Source organism: Bradyrhizobium iriomotense, from assembly GCF_018130765.1.
Taxonomy (GTDB): Bacteria; Pseudomonadota; Alphaproteobacteria; order Rhizobiales; family Xanthobacteraceae; genus Bradyrhizobium; species Bradyrhizobium iriomotense_A.
Map to the genome: position 1 here is coordinate 384,015 of NZ_JAFCJZ010000005.1, position 19,206 is coordinate 403,220.

The 19,206-nt window shown below is 64.6% G+C and carries 19 protein-coding genes; 8 read left to right on the forward strand and 11 right to left on the reverse strand.

The window, feature by feature from the left end:
* Positions 1–10: 10 nt before the first annotated feature.
* From JQ635_RS12675 to JQ635_RS12685, 3 genes are all read left to right on the forward strand, one after another.
* Positions 11–1,246, forward strand: a complete 1,236-nt coding sequence (locus JQ635_RS12675) for an ABC transporter substrate-binding protein (RefSeq protein WP_211410184.1) — start codon at positions 11–13, stop codon at positions 1,244–1,246.
* Between the two features lie 187 nt (positions 1,247–1,433).
* Positions 1,434–2,744 (forward strand): ABC transporter substrate-binding protein, encoded by a 1,311-nt coding sequence (locus JQ635_RS12680; protein WP_211410185.1) that lies wholly within the window; start codon positions 1,434–1,436, stop codon positions 2,742–2,744.
* Positions 2,745–3,010: 266 nt separating this feature from the next.
* Positions 3,011–3,211 (forward strand): hypothetical protein, encoded by a 201-nt coding sequence (locus tag JQ635_RS12685; RefSeq protein ID WP_211410186.1) that lies wholly within the window; start codon positions 3,011–3,013, stop codon positions 3,209–3,211.
* Between the two features lie 214 nt (positions 3,212–3,425).
* Here JQ635_RS12685 and JQ635_RS12690 read toward each other — a convergent pair whose 3' ends face one another.
* The 9 genes from JQ635_RS12690 to JQ635_RS12730 all read right to left on the reverse strand — a co-directional run bounded on the left by JQ635_RS12690 (position 3,426) and on the right by JQ635_RS12730 (position 12,380).
* A complete protein-coding gene (locus JQ635_RS12690) occupies positions 3,426–4,595 on the reverse strand; it encodes a Gfo/Idh/MocA family protein (protein ID WP_211410187.1) in 1,170 nt (389 codons plus the stop codon).
* A 43-nt stretch (positions 4,596–4,638) separates the two neighbouring features.
* The gene (locus JQ635_RS12695; RefSeq protein ID WP_211410188.1) at positions 4,639–4,950 is read right to left on the reverse strand and encodes a septal ring lytic transglycosylase RlpA family protein; all 312 of its coding nucleotides are present in this window, start codon (positions 4,948–4,950) and stop codon (positions 4,639–4,641) included.
* A 103-nt stretch (positions 4,951–5,053) separates the two neighbouring features.
* The gene (locus JQ635_RS12700; RefSeq protein WP_211410189.1) at positions 5,054–5,899 is read right to left on the reverse strand and encodes a CmcJ/NvfI family oxidoreductase; all 846 of its coding nucleotides are present in this window, start codon (positions 5,897–5,899) and stop codon (positions 5,054–5,056) included.
* A gap of 354 nt (positions 5,900–6,253) precedes the next feature.
* Positions 6,254–7,192 (reverse strand): ABC transporter substrate-binding protein, encoded by a 939-nt coding sequence (locus JQ635_RS12705; protein ID WP_211410190.1) that lies wholly within the window; start codon positions 7,190–7,192, stop codon positions 6,254–6,256.
* Positions 7,189–8,289: an LLM class flavin-dependent oxidoreductase gene (locus JQ635_RS12710; RefSeq protein ID WP_211410191.1), complete on the reverse strand. Its 1,101-nt coding sequence runs from the start codon at positions 8,287–8,289 to the stop codon at positions 7,189–7,191. Before JQ635_RS12710 ends, JQ635_RS12705 begins: the two co-directional genes overlap by 4 nt.
* 30 nt (positions 8,290–8,319) lie before the next feature.
* A complete protein-coding gene (locus tag JQ635_RS12715) occupies positions 8,320–9,492 on the reverse strand; it encodes an acyl-CoA dehydrogenase family protein (RefSeq protein ID WP_211410192.1) in 1,173 nt (390 codons plus the stop codon).
* Positions 9,486–10,283, reverse strand: coding sequence for an ABC transporter ATP-binding protein (locus JQ635_RS12720; RefSeq protein ID WP_211410193.1), 798 nt, complete (start codon positions 10,281–10,283; stop codon positions 9,486–9,488). Before JQ635_RS12720 ends, JQ635_RS12715 begins: the two co-directional genes overlap by 7 nt.
* A complete protein-coding gene (locus JQ635_RS12725) occupies positions 10,277–11,299 on the reverse strand; it encodes an ABC transporter permease (protein ID WP_211410194.1) in 1,023 nt (340 codons plus the stop codon). The genes JQ635_RS12720 and JQ635_RS12725 overlap by 7 nt, the downstream gene beginning before the upstream one ends.
* The gene (locus JQ635_RS12730) at positions 11,277–12,380 is read right to left on the reverse strand and encodes an ABC transporter substrate-binding protein (RefSeq protein WP_211410195.1); all 1,104 of its coding nucleotides are present in this window, start codon (positions 12,378–12,380) and stop codon (positions 11,277–11,279) included. The genes JQ635_RS12725 and JQ635_RS12730 overlap by 23 nt, the downstream gene beginning before the upstream one ends.
* 475 nt (positions 12,381–12,855) lie before the next feature.
* Between JQ635_RS12730 and JQ635_RS12735 the strand changes: the two genes are divergently transcribed.
* Entirely contained in the window at positions 12,856–13,836 is a 981-nt protein-coding gene (locus tag JQ635_RS12735) for an ABC transporter substrate-binding protein (protein ID WP_211410196.1), read from the forward strand.
* 126 nt (positions 13,837–13,962) lie between these two features.
* On the opposite strand, the gene JQ635_RS12740 is transcribed toward JQ635_RS12735, so the two are convergent.
* Entirely contained in the window at positions 13,963–14,424 is a 462-nt protein-coding gene (locus tag JQ635_RS12740) for a hypothetical protein (RefSeq protein ID WP_211410197.1), read from the reverse strand.
* A gap of 321 nt (positions 14,425–14,745) precedes the next feature.
* On the opposite strand from JQ635_RS12740, the gene glgC reads away from it, so the two are divergent.
* From glgC to JQ635_RS12755, 3 genes are read left to right on the forward strand one after another with little or no spacing between them, the layout of a single operon-like run.
* On the forward strand, positions 14,746–16,008 hold the full coding sequence (gene glgC, locus JQ635_RS12745; protein ID WP_211410198.1) for a glucose-1-phosphate adenylyltransferase: 1,263 nt from the start codon (positions 14,746–14,748) through the stop codon (positions 16,006–16,008).
* Entirely contained in the window at positions 16,005–17,459 is a 1,455-nt protein-coding gene (gene glgA / locus JQ635_RS12750) for a glycogen synthase GlgA (protein WP_211410199.1), read from the forward strand. The genes glgC and glgA overlap by 4 nt, the downstream gene beginning before the upstream one ends.
* 33 nt (positions 17,460–17,492) lie before the next feature.
* Positions 17,493–17,753 (forward strand): SemiSWEET transporter, encoded by a 261-nt coding sequence (locus JQ635_RS12755; protein ID WP_100174567.1) that lies wholly within the window; start codon positions 17,493–17,495, stop codon positions 17,751–17,753.
* 253 nt (positions 17,754–18,006) lie between these two features.
* On the opposite strand, the gene JQ635_RS12760 is transcribed toward JQ635_RS12755, so the two are convergent.
* Positions 18,007–18,804, reverse strand: coding sequence for a DODA-type extradiol aromatic ring-opening family dioxygenase (locus JQ635_RS12760; protein WP_211410200.1), 798 nt, complete (start codon positions 18,802–18,804; stop codon positions 18,007–18,009).
* A 172-nt stretch (positions 18,805–18,976) separates the two neighbouring features.
* Between JQ635_RS12760 and JQ635_RS12765 the strand changes: the two genes are divergently transcribed.
* Positions 18,977–19,156 carry a hypothetical protein gene (locus tag JQ635_RS12765; RefSeq protein ID WP_018640802.1) on the forward strand — a complete coding sequence of 60 codons (180 nt, stop codon included), beginning with the start codon at positions 18,977–18,979 and terminating at the stop codon, positions 19,154–19,156.
* Positions 19,157–19,206 lie beyond the last annotated feature (50 nt).

Sequence of the window (19,206 nt, forward strand, 5' to 3'; positions counted from 1 at the left end):
GGAAACGACCATGCGATCTTCAACTCTGAGCGGCGGCGTCCTCGCCTCCGCACTGGCGCTGTGCCTTGCGGCCCCCGCCTACGCGCAGTCGAGCGATCCGATCAAGATCGGAATCATTGCCGAGGTGCAGTCGATCGCGGGCGCGGCGACGCCGGGCGGCGCGCAGATCGCCGCCGACGAGATCAACGCCAAGGGCGGCATCCTCGGCCGCAAGGTCGAGATCGTCACCTATGACAACAAGAGCTCGTCGGCCGATTCCGTGCGCGCCTTCCAGCGCGCGGTGAGCGAGGACAAGGTCTCCGCGGTGATCGCGAGTTACATCAGCGAGGTCGTGCTGGCGCTGGAGCCCTGGGCGGCGCGGCTGAAGATGCCGCTGATCACGCCGGGCGCCGCCTCCAACGAGATCACCAAGGCGATCCACAACGACTATGAGAAGAACAAGTACACCTTCCACGGCTACCTGACCTCGGCCGCCCAGGCCCAGCTCGTCTGCGACGCCGCCAAGGATCTCCTGGTCGACAAGCTCAAGTTCAAGACCGTCGCGATCATGAGCGAGGACGCCGCCTGGACCAAGCCGCTCGACGTCGGCTACGAGGCCTGTTTGCCGAAGGCCGGGCTGAAGGTCGTCGAGCATGTGCGCTTCTCGCCCGATACCACGGACTTCACGCCGATCTTCAACAACATCGAGGGCAAGAAGCCCGACGTGATCGTGACCGGCATCTCGCATGTCGGCGTGCAGCCGACGGTGCAGTGGAAGAACCAGCAGGTGCCGATCCCGATGTTCGGCATCAGCGCGCAGGCGCTGAGCCCGACCTTCTGGAAGGACACCAATGGCGCCGCCGACGGCATCCCGTCGCTCGCGGTGGCGACGCCCGACGTCGCCGTGACCTCCAAGACAAAACCGTTCGCGGCCGCCTTCAAGGCCAAGTTCGGATCGCCGCCGGCCTATACCGGCTACACCGCCTATGATGAGGTCTACATCATCACCGACGCGATCAAACGCGCCGGCTCGACCGATCCCGACAAGATGGTCGCCGAGCTCGAGAAGACCGACTACGAGGGCACGATCGGCCAGATCCAGTTCTACGGCAAGAACGACGAGTTCACCCACGGCATCAAGTCCGGCGCGGGCACGGTGACCGGTCTCGTCTTCCAGTGGCAGGACGGTAAGCAGGTCGTGGTCTGGCCCGAGAAGATCGCCGAAGGCAAGATGAAGTTTCCGAACTTCGTGAAGCTCTCGCAGTAACCGGCTCGCACCGACGTCAGGCCCATCGCTCCGCGGGGAGCGGTGGGCCTTTTCCTTGTCTTTCGCAGATGCGGTGTGCCCTCACCGGCGCCTATCGACCTTGGGCGATGTTGACTTTCCTCACCCGCCTCCCAATACTTCGCAAAAAATAACAACCAATCATAAGACGGTTTTGAGGGAGGATAGGATGCCGACTTCACGCAGGCAGCTGCTGAAGGGTACGGCGGCTGCCGCCGCCACGCTCAGCCTCGATTGGACCAGGGCCCAGGCGCAGGCCGAGAATTTGCGGATCGGCCTGATCTACGACCTCACCGGCCCCTTCGCCGCCGGCGGCTCGGTTGCCTCGTCAATCGGCGCGCAGATCGCGATCGATCTCGTCAACGAGAAAGGCGGTGTCGGCGGCAAGACCAAGATCGTGCCGGTCGCCGCGGACTCCCAGAGCAAACCCGACGTTGCGATCAACGAGGCTGAACGCCTGATCAGTCAGGAGAAGATCGACATCCTCAACGGCGTCTATGCGAGCTCGCATGCGGTGCCACTCGCGGCCAAGGTCGAGCAGCAGAAGAAGATCCTCTGGATCACGACCGCGGTCTCGACCGCCGTGTTCAAGGACAAGAACCTGCAATACGTGTTTCGCGCGCAGATTCATTCGGACCAGTATGGCCAGGCCTTCGCGAGCTTCATCGCCGAACATGCGCAGGCAAAGCTCGGCATGGACCCCAAGGACGTCAAGGTTGCGCTGATCCACGAGGACGGCCCCTACGGCGTCGGCGTCGCCGCCGCCGACGAGGCCTATGCCAAGCAGGCCGGCATCCAGGTGGTGCTTCGCGAGGGCTATTCGGCCGCTGCGCCCGACCTCTCGGTGCTGGTCACGAAGATCAAACGCGCCAAGGCCGACGTGATCTCGCATGCGGGCTACAACCCCGACATCACCCTGTTCCTGCGCCAGGCCCGCGAGAGCGGATTGCGCTTCAAGATGCTGTTCGGCGCCGGCGCGGGCTACAGCCAGCTCGACAAGCTGCGTGCCACCTTCGGCCCCGACATCGACAATTTCTGCAATATCGATCCGGTGCCGGCGCAGCTGCTCGATCCGGCAAAGCTCGCGCCGGGTATCGGCGATCTGATCAACGCGATGGTGACGCGCTACAAAGCCAAGACCGGCGCCACCGACGTGCCGCCGCATTGCTCGATGGGCTTCAACCAGACCTGGGTGCTGCTCAACAACGTGCTGCCGGTCGCCAAGGAGAAATACGGCAGCTTCGAGCCCGAGGCGATCCGCAAGGCCGCACTCGACGTCGACATCCCCGCCGGCGGCACCATCCAGGGCTATGGCGTAAAGTTCTTCCCGCCGGGCACGCCTCTGTCAGGCCAGAACGAACGCTCGACGCCGGTGGTGATGCAGAACGCGGGCGAGCACATCTCGGTGGTGTGGCCGACCAACATCAAGACGCAGGACCCGGTCTTCCCGCTGCCGAAGGGCTCGACCTACGGGGCGTAAGCGACGGGGGCGTTCTGCCTGTTGTGGTGAGTTGCTCGCCAGATCGGCGAGACGGGTGAGAGGTTCTCGTGACGCGCGAACCTCTCACTGATATTTCGTGTACATATCCCCCTCGTTCGGTGCTCTCTTACCCACCGTCATTTCGTTTCACGCTGTTTTCACGCCCCGGTTCGATTCCTGGCGCACGATCATCGCGCGCAGGACCGGCTCGCACTGTGGAGCCATCCTGGTGGGATCAGAAATTTTTCAGATCGTGAATTCCAGCGATGGGGGTGAAAATGCCCGCCATATTCGAATTGCTCTACAAGGAATTTTGCCGCGCCCGCCTCGCCGAGATGCGCAAACAGCTTCTGCTCACGGGCAAGCATCCCGAGCTCTCGCGGGCAGCGGACAATCGCTCTGATCCGGACGGCGTCACTGAGACAGACGCGTCGCACGAGGCAGAGGCGAAGCGCGTCAAGAAATAGACGCCCCTCCTGGCGTCGGCAACATTTCAGGAAGGGAGACGTTTTTCAGGAGGCAACATTGAACACACCCGAATTCTATACTGCGTCGATCGCCTGCCTCTCTTGCATGACCATTGCGATCATGATGGCCGTCGGGGCCTGGTAGACGACAGTATCGCTCGGACCCCTTCACTTGTGGGAGAAGCAATGCGAGTACCGGCGGTAAGAGCGCTCGTTACAGCACCACCCTTCTTCCTTCCTCCGCCGCCCAGTACCCTGCATAGTTCACCTTGATCGTCTCGTAGGCCAGCGCGAGATCCGACAGCGGCTGGCGCCCGGTCGCGGCGCATTCCATGAAGTCCTGGATCTCCTGCAGATAGCCGCGCGTCCATTCCTCCTCGAGGCAGACATATTGCCAGCCGGTTTTGCGGTCGACCTTTTCGGTGATGTAGACGCTCGCGAGCTTCTCCTCGCTGGTCTGATAGCTCATCAGATGATTGTTCGGCGTGATGTTGGCGAACAGCGAGCCGCCTGACGTGTAGGTCTCGATCAGATTGCGCACGCCGCCCATGATCATGTCGCCGGAGAACACGGTGGCCTTGGTGCCGTCTGAGAAGGTGGCCGTGAGCGTGCCCCAGTCCTCGACATCGACGGGATTGGCCTTGATGTAGGCGCGCTCCTCCGGCTTGAGCACGGCGGTGACGTTGCCGACATCGCCGGTGACGCTGGCGACATGGATGCTCTCGCCGCGCGCCCTGGCCTCGACCTGCTTCAGATACAGCACGGCCGAGAGCGGATGGCAGCCCATGCGGATCAGCGAGCCGCCGCCGGTCATCGCCCATTGCGCCGCGTGCGCGGCGTGCGAGCCGGAATGGCTCTCCTCACCCTTCATGAACAGGATCTTGTCTTTCGTCGCCTTGATGATCTCCGCGGTCTTGGTCACCGCCGGCGCGTAGATCCAGTCCTCGGCATACATGAAGAGTTTTCCGGTGCGCTCGATCGCAGCCCGCGTCCTGTCCATCTCTTCGATCACGCGCTCATACATCAGCGCCTTCGGCACGTGCTTGCCGATCGGCTGCGGGTCCCCCTCGCGGCCGAAATAGCCCGCAAAGGGCTTTTCGCAGATCACGTGCTTGCCGGCCTGCATGCTGGCGACGATCATCTCCGCATGAAGGTTCGGCGGCGTGCAGATGTCGATGACGTCGAGCTCCCCGTCCGCGATCAGCTCGGCGAAGCTCCTATAAACACGCGGGATATTGTGATGCCGGGCGAACGCGACGACCTTGTCGCCGCGCGCAGCGACCGCCGCGACCTCGACGTCCACGCCATAGACGCGCCGGAACGCATACATGTGCAGCTCCGACACGAAGCCGCAGCCGACGAGTCCCACCCTGATCCCAGCCATAGCGCCCCCCTGCTTTGGGCGGCACTATAGCGCGCCCGGAGGGCTAATCCACCGAGACGCGCACCACGCCCGCGCTCATCATGCCGAGCGCGCGGGCGGCCGGCACCGAGAGATCGACGATACGGCCGCGGATGAAGGGACCGCGATCGTTGACGCGGCACTGGATCGTGCGCCCGCTGTAGGACACCCTGAGCACGCTGCCGAACGGGCGTGTGCGGTGGGCGCAGGTCATTTCGCCTCTGCCGGCCTTTCCATATCCGTAATAGGAGGCAAGCCCGCTTTCGGCTTTTGCAACGGAGATGAACGCAAGGGATGAAGTCACGAGACCAAGCAATAGAGTCGTCTGCGCGCGCACGGCACCGCTCCCGGTTGGCCCCGCCCGGCGCTGCAAACGTCGCTTTGTTCCCTCAGGTTCCAGGAACCCTGCCGGGAGATGCCGGCAGGGCCATCACAGTTTGTTACTGCCGGTGGAACACCAGCGTGCGGACCTCGATGCTCTCACGGGGTGCGGCATCGGCCGGCGTGGTCGGATCGACGAACGCGGTATGCGGCCCGAAGCGGGTGCGGCCGTCGGTTGCGGAATCGTAGCACTTCAGCAGCAGCGCCTCGTCCGGCGTCATCTCGGGGACATAGAACCAGCGGTGGTTCGGATTGTATTTCACCGAATAGGTCTCGCCGCGACGGTTCGGATAGATCAGGTCGGAGGCGACGAGATCGTCGGGCGCGACCGTGGTGCCATCAGCCATGGCGAGCGGCGAATCGCGCAAGGGGCCGCGGATCGGCCGCCAGAGATTGATCACCTGCACGCGGCCCTTCAGCAGTTCCTCGGCCTCGTCAGGCAGGTGCTCGCAGACGCGGTTGGCACCGGACGTGATGGTCTGATCGACATGGACGCGCGTTGCCGGCTGACGCGGGCCGCCGTCGCGAATATCTGGCGCACCTTCGACACGCTTGCGCACGGTGTGATCGAAGATGAAGACGCGGTCAGCCTTCAGCGTCGCGCGCAGGAAGGCCTCGACGGCGGGATAGTAGACGCTGCGGATTTCCTCGTCGTTGTAATAGTCCTTCACCTGCGTCGGGTGGCGCACCAGCGCAAAGCCCTCGCGATCCAGCGAGAAATTTTGCGCGATCAGCCGCGCATCGAAGATCGGGACCTGGTGCGGCTCCGGCAGCGACGTGCTCTTGGACTCACCCGGCGGCGGATCGAAGGCGTAGGTACGCGGCTTGGCCGTTGTCGGCGCGAGATAGTTGAGTTCGGCGGTGACGAAGGGAAGCGATTCGATTTTTGTTTCTTGCAGGCCCATGGCCGATCTCCCGATGTGGTCGTCGGATTGATTTTTGCGGGGATGACGCGCGGCGCAAGGGAGGCGGCGCAAATAGCAATGAGGGTGTTGTCGTCAGCGCGAAATGCAGAAGGAATATTTCGAGGAAGGCGACTGCGCTGGAAGCCACCGCCTCTCCTCACGAGTCCTTGAGGTCCCCGTGAGAGCGTTTCTTCCTTCTCCCCTTGTGGGAGAAGGTGGCGCAAGCGCCGGATGAGGGGTATCTATCCGCGAGTTCGACCGCGAGAGATGAGGACGCGGAGAGAACCCCTCACCCGTCTCGCCGCTGGCGCGGCGAGCCACCCTCTCCCACAAGGGGAGAGGGTGAAGCGCGCGCTACAATCCCGCCTTCCCGATCGCATCCGCGAACGAGCGGTCGACGATCTCCGCTGCATCGAGCTTCTGCTTGATCAGGCCCCAGCGGAAATAGAGGTCGATGGTGCTCTGCTCGTCCGCGACCACGCCGTCATCGATCGGCGCGATCCGGATCTTTGCGCGCGACAGCCAGTTCTGCGGCACGGCGGTCGGGATGTTCATCAGCTTGCCCCAGGTCGCGGCGTAGCTGTCGACATTGTTCAGCGACCACGCCCGCGCCGCGGTGAGGCGGCGGATGAAGTCGGTCAGCTCCGCGCGCTTGTCCCTGATAGCGTCGGGCCGCGCCACCTGGAAGCTCAGGCCCGGCGTGAGGCCTTCCGACGTGATGATGCGGCGCGACCTGAACAGCACCTCCTCCTGGCTGACATACGGTTCCCACGTCGACCACGCATCGACCGAGCCCTGCGTATAGGCGATCTTGGCGTCGGAGGGCGCGAGGAATGCGATCTGCACGTCGCTCGCACTCCAGCCGTTCTTCTCCAGCGCGGCAAGGATCAGTTGATGGCCGATCGAGCCGCGGCCGGTTGCGATCTTCTTAGCGCGCAAATCGGCAAAACTCTTGATCGGCAAATTCTCCGGCACGAGGATCGCGAGCCCCTCGCGCGTCTGCCGGATCGCGGCGATCGCCTTCACCGGCGCGCCGGAGGCGGCAGCAAAGGTGAAGGGCGCGTCGCCAACGAGGCCGGTCTCGATCGCGCCGGCGCTCAGCGCCTCCAGCAGCGGCGCTGCCGCCGGAAACTCCTTCCACTCGATCTTGTACGGCACATCCTTGAGCTGGCCTGCCGCTTCCATCACGGCCTGCGCATTGCCCTTCTGGTCCCCGACGCGCAGGGTGGTTTGCGCCGCCGCCAGCTCGAGCGAACCGAACAGCAGCGCGCCGGCCAGCATGAGGCGGATCATTCTGCCGCCTCGCCGCGAACCACCTGGCGCTTGGCAACCAGCTCGCGCGTCAGCGGGATCAGCTCGCGGCCATATTCGATGGCATCGATCAGCGGATCGAAGCCACGGATCAGGAAATGGCTGATGCCGAGGTCGTAATAGTCGCCGAAGACCTCGGCGACCTGCTCGGGCGTACCCACAAGCGCGGTCGTGTTGCTGTTAGCGCCGGTGAGCTTTGCGATCTCGGTCCAGAGCCGCTTGTCGATCCGGCTGCCCTGGTCGGCCAGCGCGAGCAGGCGCCGCGCGCCGGCGGTGGCATGGCCGTCGGCGGGCTTGCGATACCCCGTCTTGTCCTGCAGCGCAGTGGCGCGCGCCAGAATCTCTTCCGCCTTTTCCCAGGCCAGCTTCTCGGTCGGGGCGATGATCGGCCGCACCGAGAGGCTGAAGCGCGGCGTCGGCCGCCCCTGCCGGACCGCCGCGTTGTGCACGCGGGAGGTGACGTCGCGCACCTGCGCATAGGACTCACCCCACAGCGCAAAGGTGTCGGCGTGCTTGCCGGCGACGTCGATCGCCGCGTCCGAGGCGCCGCCGAAATAGACGCGGATGCCTTCGGGACGATACGGCTTCACCTGCGAGAAGGCGTTCTCGACCTGGTAGTACTTGCCCTTGTAGCTGAACGGCTTGTCGCTGGTCCATTCCAGCTTGAGCACGTCGAGGAATTCGGAGGTGCGGGCGTAGCGCTCGTCCTTGTCGTCGAGCGTATTGCCGTCCTGCCGGAGCTCGGTGGCGTTGCCGCCGGTGATGACATGGAGCGCAACGCGGCCACGGGAAAACTGGTCGAGCACCGCGAACTGACGCGCCAGCAATGTCGGCGCGGTGAAGCCGGGCCGCTGCGCGATCAGCACGTTGAGGCGCTCGGTGTGGTTCAACACGTGCTGCGCGACCTGGAGCGCATCCGGCGTCGTCGAGTGGAACGCCAGCAGCGCCCGATCAAAACCGGCGTTCTCATGCGCCTTCGCCACCGTATCGATGTGGGTGGGATTGAGGATCGGACCTTCGCGGACGACGGTTTCGGACGAATTGTTGTTGCTGATGAAGCCGATGAACTCGATCGACATGATCGTCTCCCTGATTGTTTTCCGGAAAAGCTAGAGGCCCAATGCGGCGCGGCCGAGGCCGATGCGAGTGGAATCGTCCTGAGGCGTGTGCACGCGGCCGCACAGCACGTCGCGATAGTGCCGCTCCAGTGGATTGGTGCGGGACAGGCCGTGATTGCCGGTGAGCGACAAGGCATCCTCGATCGCTGCGACGGCATTATTGGTCACCGTCAGCTTGATCACGTTGGATTCGCCGGCGGACAGCTGGACCCCATCATCGAAGTCGCGGGCGAACGTCTCGATCAGCCGCGCGTTGACCGCGAGCCGCGCCTCGATCGCACCGAGAATCTCCTGCGCGCGCGGCAAAGTCGCGAGCGGCGCCCCGAGGCTGGCGGGAACGCGCTGTTTCAGGAACGTGATCAGCCAGTCGCGCGCCGCGCGGGCGACGCCGTCATAGATCGCGGCGACGAAGACCGTATGAACGGTCGCCTGCGCGACATCGGGCGCGCGCCACTCCGAGGGCTTGCGGACATCTACCTCGGCATCCAGCGGGATCACGACGTCGTCGAAGATGACGTCGTGGCTGCCGCTGGCGCGCAGGCCGTGATGGTCCCAGGTCTCGACGATACGCGTGCCCGGCAGGCCCGCCGGCACCAGGAACTGGCCGACGCGCGGCTCGGCCTCGTCGGTCCGCGCCCAGACCAGGTACCATTTCAGGATCGGCGATCCCGTCGAATAGATCTTGTGGCCGGAGAGGCGCCAGCCGGTTTCCGTACGCCGCGCGATCGTTGCCGGCAGGCCGCCGCGCGCGGGCGAGCCGAGCTCGGGCTCGACCCGAAGCGCGTTGACGAGCGCAAGGCCTTCGACGCTCTCGCGCGCGAGCTTGCGCGACAGCCGCGCCGGCCAGGTCGTGCTGCGCGCCATGACGAGATGATTGATGTAGTGCATCGACAGCACCAGCGCGGTCGACGGATCGGCCTTGCCGAGGACGCCGATGACGCGCGCGGCGTATCGCGCGCCCGCTCCGCCGCCGCCATGGGCCGCCGGCACCGTCAGCGACAGCAGGCCGGCTTCCGAGAGCTCGCGAAAATTCTCGAACGGAAAACTGCCGGTGCGGTCGTGCTCGGCCGCGCGCGTGGCAAAACCTTCGGCCAACGCCTCGGCGCGGGTGATGTAGTCGGGTTCGCTGTGAGCCGTGCGGCCCTTGGCTACGGAGGTCACCATGTGGCATCCAGCCCCAACAGGCCGAGGATCTGGCGGCGCAGATCGGCGAGATATGGATCGCCGCGATGGCGCGGATACGGACGATCGACCCGGATGTCGGCCTTCACGCGCGCGGGACGCTCGCTGAACACGATGACACGGTTAGCGAGGACGAGCGCTTCCTCGGCATCATGCGTCACCAGCAGGGTCGTAAACCCCTTGCGCTGCCAGAGCGAGACGATCTCGGCCTGCATCGTGATGCGGGTCAGCGAATCCAGTTTTCCCAGCGGCTCGTCGAGAATGAGGATCTTGGGATCGTTGACCAGCGCACGCGCCAGCGCGACGCGCTGCGCCATGCCGCCGGAAAGCTGGTGCGGATAGGCATTGCGGAAGGACGACAGCCCGACGAGATCGAGCGCGGCGTCGACGCGGTGACGCTGGGCCTTGAGGATGCCCTGGGCCTCGAGGCCCAGGGCGACGTTGTCCCAGACCGACCGCCAGGGAAACAGGGTCGGATCCTGGAACACGACGACGCGCGAAGGATGCGGACTTCGGATCCGGTCCTCGTCCTCCCGCAGCCTTCCTGCTTTGGGCTTGTCGAGCCCGGCGACCAGCCGCAGCAGGGTCGACTTGCCGCAGCCGGACGGGCCAAGCAGCGCGACGAATTCGCCCGGTTCGACCGAGATGCTGACATCGCTCAACACCGGCAGCTCGGCGCCATCGATGTCGAAGGCGTGGCTGACCTGCTCGATGTCGAGCGCGGCGCCCGCGGCCGGATGCGTCACGGCTTCGGCGAGAGCTGTGGCTACCATTTGACGGTCCCCTTCTGCCAGACCAAGAGGCGATCGCGAATCGAGAACAGCAGCGTGATCGCGCCGGAGCAGAGCAGCGACATCACGATCAGCGCCGCATACATGTTGGCGTAGGCGGCCCAGCCCTGCGCCCATTGCAGGTACCAGCCGAGCCCGGCCTTGACGCCGATCATCTCGGCGACGACGAGCACGGCAAAGGACGAGCCGAGCCCCATGAACAGGCCGACGAAGACATGCGGCAGCGCGGCTGGGATTGCGACCTTCAGCACCAGGAACGACGGTTTTGCCCCTAAAGTGCGCGCGACGTCGTAATAGGCGTTGCTGACGCTCGCGACGCCCGACCAGGTCAGCACGGTGACGGGAAAGCCCGTCGCCAGCGCGATCAGGAAGGTCGAGGCGCTCCAGCTCGAGGGAAACGTGAAGAAGGCGATCGGCAGCCAGGCCGTCGCCGGCAGCGGACCGATGAAGCGCAGCACCGGATGCACCCAATAGCCGACCGCGCGCGACCAGCCGATCGAGACGCCGGTCAGGAAACCGATCGTCGCGCCGATCAGATAGCCGCCGAGCTGAAGCTTGACCGAGGCGAAGACGCTGTCGAGCAGCTTTGGCAAGTCGTCGGTATAGACCTCGATGATCGACTGCGGCGGCGGAAAGAACGGCAGCGGCAGCCAGGCGAATTTCGCCGTCGCGATCTCCCACACGGTCAGGAAAGCGCCGAGCGCAACGAGCCACGGCGCACGCTTGTGCAAGGCCTTCCCCGCCGAGCCGAGATAATCGGCACCCACCGTCCCGAACAACGCGACGGCCGCGATGACGAAAGCGGCAATGCCGAGCGAGTGCGTGCGCGACCAGTCGCCGACATCCTCCCACCACAGGCAGGAGAGACCAAAGGCGATCCAGGCAATGCTGGCGAGTACACCAACGCCGGATTCCCGGAGCCAGGTCGTCAGCAGCGGCGCACGCGAGGTGCGTGGCGCGCCGGAGGCGAGGCCGTCAGACAGCGAATACGTCGACATAGATGCGCTCCGCAAATTTGGCCGTGTCGGTGCTCTGCTTGAAGACCTGCACGCTCTTGAGATCGTCGGCATAGGCTTTGAGCTCGCGCTTGAGCACATCGCCGACGGGATGATGATGGTGGGTGTGGTAGCGGACCATGCCCTCGATATCGGCGAGCGTCGCCGTCTTCGGTGCGTAGGGCTGGAACGACTTTGCCGTCACGGCCGGATTCTGCGCGGTGAACATCGCGGCGTCGAGCAGCGCCTGGGTCAGCGCGCGCGCCACCTGCGGCTCCTCGCGCACCAGACTCCCGCGCAGGCCGAGAATGCAGCAACTCTTGTCGCGATATTCGCCGTCGAGATTGGATGCAACCTCCTTGTACTGGCTGTCCTTGAGCCAGAGATAGCCGAGCGGATCGGACGACAGGAACGCCTGAACCTCGCCCTTCTCGACGGCGACATTGAGCAGATTGCCGGGATAGGCGCGCCAGTCGACGTCCTTGACCGGATCGATGCCGAGCCTTGCCAGCTGGATCGAGAAGAAGTTCTTGTCGGGACCGGCGAGATCGCCGACCGCGACGATCTTGCCCTTGAGATCGGCAAGCTTGCTCACGTTGGAATCGGCGCGGGTCAAAACGCGCATGCAGCCGCCATGGGTGCCGGCGGCGATCTTGACGTCAAAGCCCTGCTCCAGCGGCTTCAGCCAGCGCAGCGCCATGCCGAGGCCGGCATCGCTCTTTCCGGTCGCGATGGCCTCGAGCAGCTGGTCGGTCGAGCCTGAATAGTTGATGAGCTCGACGTCGAGATTGTGCTTCTGGAAGAAGCCGTGCTCGATGGCAACCGGCACCGGCGCGAGACAGACGGCACCGGCATTCCACGACAGTTTCAGCTTGCGCGGCGCGCCGGTGAGCGCGGGCGCGTCGGAGGCCGTGCGGCACAGCGGAAACTCCGAGAAGTCGACGCCGGTCGCGATCGCGCGCGGCGCTAAGGCCTGAGCCGCACCAAAGGCACCAAGCGGCGCGGCGAATGCCGCAGCCAACCCCGCCTGGAGCAAATGACGCCGGTCGAGGCCCGATCCGCCGCGCTTGTTGTCGTTGTCCATCAGCCCCGCTCCTGAGTTGGCACAGCTCCGCCGTTCGCGCAGCGCATTGCGTTGCGCATGTTCCGTCGGGAGCTGCGTTGAGAGAATATTCTTCGTCGGCGCTTTCCGCGCCGCGTTGATGCGATGCGCAAATCATGCGGCGCAGTCGCAGCATCGTCAATGAAATGGAATTTCGAATGTGGCGCGAAGGAAAGTCAATCTCTCCACCAGCGCGCGGAACCGCGGTGAAACGATTTTCGTCGAAGCATCACCCTGCAGGGATGCGCTGCGACTCCCTGGCCTGCATCGTTCCTGCGCATCTCCGCTCGCGCACGGCACGCGTTCTCGAAAGCAGCGCTGCGCTGAAACGTCCTTGCCGAACGCGCGTGCAATACGGATAGCCATTTCATTGACTGGGCATCGCGCGCTCATAGACTTGACTGTCTCGCTGCATCACTCGCTCACACGTCGTGAGCCAAGCAACAAGACAGATCACATGAGCATCAACTCCAACGACCATTCCATCACGCGCTGGCTCGCCACCTCGCTGCTCGCCGCCGCCATCACCCTATCGACAGCGGCTGCATCGCTCGCGGCCGACACCGTCGTGCTGCGCGTCGGCGACCAGAAAGGCGGCAACCGTTCGCTGCTGGAGATCTCCGGCTACGCAAAGGACCTGCCCTACAAGATCGAATGGTCGGAATTCCCCGCAGCGGCGCCGATCCTCGAAGCGCTCAATGCCGGCGCGCTCGATGTCGGCTACACCGGCGACCTCTCCTTCCTCTCGGTCTATGCGGCGGGCGCGCCGATCAAGGCGATCGGCGGCACGCGCTCGGATGCGAAGACGCAAGCCATCCTCGTGCGCCAGGATTCGCCGATCAAGTCGGCGGCCGATCTCAGGGGTAAGCGCCTCGCCGGCACGCGTGGCGGCTGGGGCCAGTTCCTGATCAACGCGACGCTGGAGAAGGCGCAGATCAAGCTGGAGGATGCGACCTTCGCTCCGCTCGGCCCGGTCGATGCCAAGATCGCGCTGGTCGCCGGCTCGATCGACGCCTGGGCGGTGTGGGAGCCCTATGTCTCCTTCGCGACGCTGAAGGACAAGGCGCGCGTGATCGCCGACGGTGAAGGACTGACGCCGACCATCACCTTCATCGTCGCCTCCGACAACGCCATCGCCACCAAGCGCGCGGCGGTGCAGGACCTGGTGCAGCGCTTGAACAAGGCGCGGCTGTGGTCGCTCGATCACCTCGGTGAATACGCCAAGAACACAGCCGAGCTGACCAAGCTGCCGGAAGACGTGCTGCTGTCGGCCTATAGCGCGCAGCGTACCAGCCCGATCGTGATCGACGAGAACGTGGTGAAGGAAATCCAGGCCGCCTCGGATCGCTCGACACACTACGGCATCCTGCCGAAGACGCTCAACGTCAGCCAAGCCGTCGACCGCAGCTTCACCGCCGCGGCGGCTGGATCGAACTAGCGCGGAGCGGCGGGATGCACAGGCCTCGCCTCAAAGCCGGCCCGCTGCATCTCGCCGCGATCGTGCTCACGCATTTCGCCTGCATGAGCCTGATCGTGTGGCTCTCGCTTTAGCTCCGCGAGGCGCTCACCAATATCCGCGGTAATAGGACCGGTAGTAGCCGTAGCGAGGGCCATAATACGGACGATAGACCCGATAGCCATAATAGCGGGGACGCGCGTAGTAGCCGCCATAGCCGTAGCCCGGTCCATAGCCGTAACCATAATAGGCCGGCGCATAGCCATAGCCGTAGCCCGGATATCCATAGCCGCCATAATACGGTCCGCCGCCGTAGTAGCCGTAGCCGTAAGGCGCGCTAGCGGCGATGGCGCCGCCGATGATCGCGCCGGCCGCGAGGGCGCCGACACCAAAGCCCCAGCCGCCACCCCAGCCACGGCCGCGCCAATAGACCTGCGTGACATCATCGCCGACTGCAGACTTCATGGCTGCGACATTGGTCGGCAGCGGGGCTGCTGCGGTCTGCCCGATTTGGCCGACCATGACCGCGCCCGCCAGTGAACAGGCAATTGCCGTTGTCCAGATCCTCATCGTCTTGCTCCCTGTCTGACGTTTCGCTTGGAAAAAGGATCGCAGGCCTATGATCGGGCATCGTTGCGCCAAGTCAAAGCCTCGATTTTGCGTGCGGCGCACAAGAGAGCGGGTGCATGCCTCAATTTTGGTCGGGGATCGCGGATATGACGCCGATACGACGGCGCCGGGTCCCGACGGCCACGGCAAAGCATTAAGCTTCCCGCGCGTTCGCAACCAACAACCATCTTCCTGATTTACTATTCGTACCGTTACTATCGGTTCCAATGGTGCGCGGCCGGGACGCATCCCGCGAAGCGCCAGAGGTGTGGGGAGGATTGCATGAGTGCCGTGGGTAATGAGCCGCTCGCGCGTCAGGCGCTGGCGTTCGTCCTGGCTGGTGGACGCGGCAGCCGGCTGCTGGAGCTGACCGACCGGCGCGCCAAGCCCGCGGTCTATTTCGGCGGCAAGTCCCGCATCATCGATTTCGCGCTGTCGAACGCGGTGAATTCCGGCATCCGCCGCATCGCGGTCGCCACCCAGTACAAGGCGCACAGCCTGATCCGGCATCTTCAGATGGGCTGGAATTTCTTCCGCCCCGAACGCAACGAGAGCTTCGACATCCTGCCCGCGAGCCAGCGCGTGTCCGAGAACATGTGGTATGTCGGCACGGCGGATGCGATCTACCAGAACATCGACATCATCGAGTCGCACAATGCCCGCTTCATCGTCGTGCTCGCCGGCGACCACATCTACAAGATGGATTATGAGGTGATGCTGCGCCAGCACGTCGACAGCTGCGCCGACGTCACCGTCGGCTGCCTGGAGATGCCGCGCGCGGAATCCTCGGGCTTCGGCATCATGCATATCGATGAGAACGGCTGGATCCAGCAGTTCCTGGAAAAACCCAAAGATCCGCCGCCGATGCCAGGCAAGCCTGACACCTCGCTCGCCAGCATGGGCATCTACGTGTTCGACGCGAAATTCCTGTTCGACCAGCTCAAGCGCGACGCCGAAGACCCGAACTCGAACCACGATTTCGGCAAGGACATCATTCCCTATATCGTCAAGAACGGCCGCGCCATCGCGCACCAGTTCTCGACGTCATGCGTGCGCTCCGGCAGCGACGAGCGCGCCTATTGGCGCGACGTCGGCACGGTCGACGCCTATTGGGCCGCCAATATCGACCTCACCGACGTGGTGCCGGAGCTCGACCTGTTCGACCGCGCCTGGCCGATCTGGTCCTATGCCGAGATCACCCCACCGGCGAAATTCGTCCATGACGAGGAGAGCCGGCGCGGCCAGGCGGTGAGCTCGCTGGTCTCCGGCGGCTGCATCATCTCCGGCGCCTCGCTGCGCCGCTCGCTGCTGTTCACCGGCGTGCGCATCAACTCCTATGCCAATGTCGAGAACGCCGTGATCATGCCCTATGTCAATGTCGGGCGCGGCGCGCGGCTGAAGAACGTCGTGATCGACCGCGGCGTCGAGATCCCCGAGGGCCTCGTCATCGGCGAGGATCCCGAGCTCGATGCCAAGCGCTTCCGCACCACCGAGCAAGGCGTCTCGCTGATCACCCAGCCGATGATCGACAGGCTCAATACATGACGCCTGTTCGCGTCCTCGCGGTCGCCTCTGAAGTCTACCCCATCGTCAAGACCGGCGGCCTCGCGGATGTCGCCGGCGCGCTGCCGCTTGCGCTGAAGGCGCATGGCGTCGAGATGCGCACCTTGATGCCGGGCTATCCCGACGTGATGCGGCTCGTGTCCGACGCGGAGGAAATCCGCCGCTGGCCGGATTATTTCGGCGGACCGGGCCGGCTGCTCGCCGGCTCCCGTGACGGGCTCGACCTGTTCGTGCTCGACGTGCCGCATCTCTATGCGCGGCCGGGCAATCCTTACGTCACCGCCGAGGGCGTCGACTGGCCGGACAACGGCGTGCGCTTTGCGGCGCTGTCGCGCGTGGCGGCCGATATCGGTCACGGCCTCGTTCCGACCTTCGTGCCTGATGTCGTGCACGCCCATGACTGGCAGGCGGGGCTCGCGCCGGCCTACCTTCACTATGACAACCGCCCGCGGCCGGGCACCGTGATGACGATCCACAACATGGCCTATCAGGGCAAGTTCGCGCACGAGCTGATCGGCGCGATCGGCCTGCCGTGGAGCTCCTTCGACGTCAACGGCCTCGAATATTTCGGCGGCATCAGTTTCCTGAAGGCCGGCCTGCAATTCGCCGATCGCATCACCACGGTGTCGCCGACCTACGCCCATGAAATCCAGAGCGACGAAGGCGGCATGGGGCTCGGCGGCCTGTTGCGCGCCCGCGCGGGCGCATTGAGCGGCATCCTCAACGGTATCGACACCGAAGTCTGGAATCCGCAAACCGACGCGCACATCGCCTATCGCTTCGGCGCGGAGGACCTGACGTTCCGCGCAGCGAACAAGGCGGTGCTGCAGCAGCAGTTCAATCTCGATTCCTCGGACGAAGCGCCGCTGCTCGGCGTCATCAGCCGCCTGTCCTGGCAAAAGGGACTCGATCTCCTGCTCGAGGCCATTCCGACCATTTTGCGCGAAGGCATGCAGCTCGCACTGCTCGGCAGCGGCGACCGAGATCTCCAGGAGCGCTATCAGGCCGCCGCCCGCGCCAATCCCGGCCGGATCGGCGTCGTGATCGGCTATGACGAGATTTTAGCGCATCTGATCCAGGCCGGCTCGGACGCGCTCCTGGTGCCGTCGCGGTTCGAGCCATGCGGCCTGACCCAGCTCTGCGCGCTGCGCTATGGCGCCGTGCCGATCGTGTCGCGCGTCGGCGGCCTCGAGGATACCATCGTCGATATCGGCGAGGCCGACAGATCGGGGCGCGATGCCACCGGCTTCAAGTTCGGCCCGGTGACGGCGGATGCCTTCGCCGGCACGCTGCGCAAGGCCAACACCGCCTTCCACGACAAGACGACCTGGCGGCGGCTTCAACGAAACGGGCTGGCGACCGACGTCTCCTGGCGCAACCGCGCCGGCGACTATGCCGCGTTGTATCGCGATCTCGTGGCGGCCCGCGCTTGAAGCACAACGTCGAATCCATGCTATAGAGCGCGCATGGACCCGTTATTGATCAAGCTGATCGGCTTTGCCGCCGCCACCTGCACCACCGTGGCCTACGCGCCGCAAGCCATCAAGGTGTGGAAGACCCGCTCCACCGGCGACATCTCGCTCGGCATGTTCCTGGTCATGGTGCTGGGCCTGGCGCTCTGGCTCATCTACGGCCTGCTCTCGGGCGACGCCCCGCTGATCGCCTCGAACGCCGTCACCATGCTGCTCGCCGGCGGCATTTTGGTGATGAAGCTAAGGTACGGGTGAGGTCGCCTCTTCCTTCTCCCCTTGTGGGAGAAGGTCACCGCGTTCGCGACTCAATATCTGTCATGCTCTTGAAGCGAGATGCACATTGATGCGCCCTCTCCCCTTGTGGGAGAGGGCAGCGACGGAGGTAGACGCAAGCTCGCTTGGGTGAGGGGTCTGTCTCCGCGAGTCCATCTCGCGATTTGAATGTGCGGAGAGATACCCCTCATCCGGCGCTTCGCGCCACCTTCTCCCACAAGGGGAGAAGGAAGAATCACCCACCAAACACATACGACGCCATCGCCACGCCCGCGACCTCGTCGACGAAGACGCGCTTGCCGATATCCTTGCCGGCGGCCCCGGCCGCCACCATCAGCGGCAGCAGATGGTCCTCGCGCGGATGCGCCAGGCGCGCGCTCGGCGCGTTCTCCCAGTCGACCAGCATCGCGTTGCGGCGCGCCGCATCGGGGTTGCTGATCGCCTCGTTCAGATAAGCCTCGAAATCATACGAGACCGGCTTCGACTCCGGCCGGTTGAAGCCGCGCATGTTGTGATAGGTGAGCCCGCTGCCGACGATCAGGATGCCTTCGTCGCGCAGCGATGCGATCGCCTCCCCGACCTTGATGTGCTCGGCCGCATCGTAAGCAGACTTCAGCGACAGCAGCACGATCGGCATGTCGGCGTTCGGATACATCAGGCCGAGCGGGACGAAGGTGCCGTGGTCAAAACCCTGATTGGGATCTTCCCGGCAATCGAGGCCGGCGTGCTTGAGCAACGCCCTCACTTCCGCGGCAAGCTCCGGCTTGCCCGGCGCGGGATATTTGAGGTGATAGGTATGCTCGGGGAAACCGTAATAGTCGTAGACCATCGGCGGATGCGCCGAGGTCGAGACGGTGAAGGCGTCGGCCTCCCAATGCCCAGTGATGACGAGCACGGCCTTCGGCCTTTCCGGGAGAAGCTGCGGCAGCCGGCCGAACTCCTCGGCGGTCCTGGCATATTGCACCCGCCGGTCCTCCATGAAGGGCCAGGGGCCGCCGCCATGCGACAGGAAGAGGGTCGGAAATCGCGTCATGAGAATCACGTCCTGGGCAAAGGCTCGGCTCAAAGGCAACATATGCGTGGTGCGATCCCACGCGACCGGCGGCGAGCATAGGCAAAGTCGTATGGTTAGCAAGTCGTTAACGATTTGCCTTCCAAAATCCCCGCCGTGGCCGAAGGAGTCGGCCAGAAGACGAGGACGTGAGATGAGGAAGTTTTCGCTGGGGGACGTCGTCAACAGTGACAAGGGCCGCCGCGGCGTCGTTCGCGCCGCCTTCAAGTCGCGCGAAGGCCAGCAGTTCTATGCCGTCGAGAAGGACGGCGCGATGGACTATCTCGAGGAAGACCGGCTGAGCCCGGCCCCGCGCGTCGAGCTCGCGGCCTAGAGCGTTTTCGAGCGAAGTGGATACCGGTTCGCGTCAAGAAAACGCGTCAA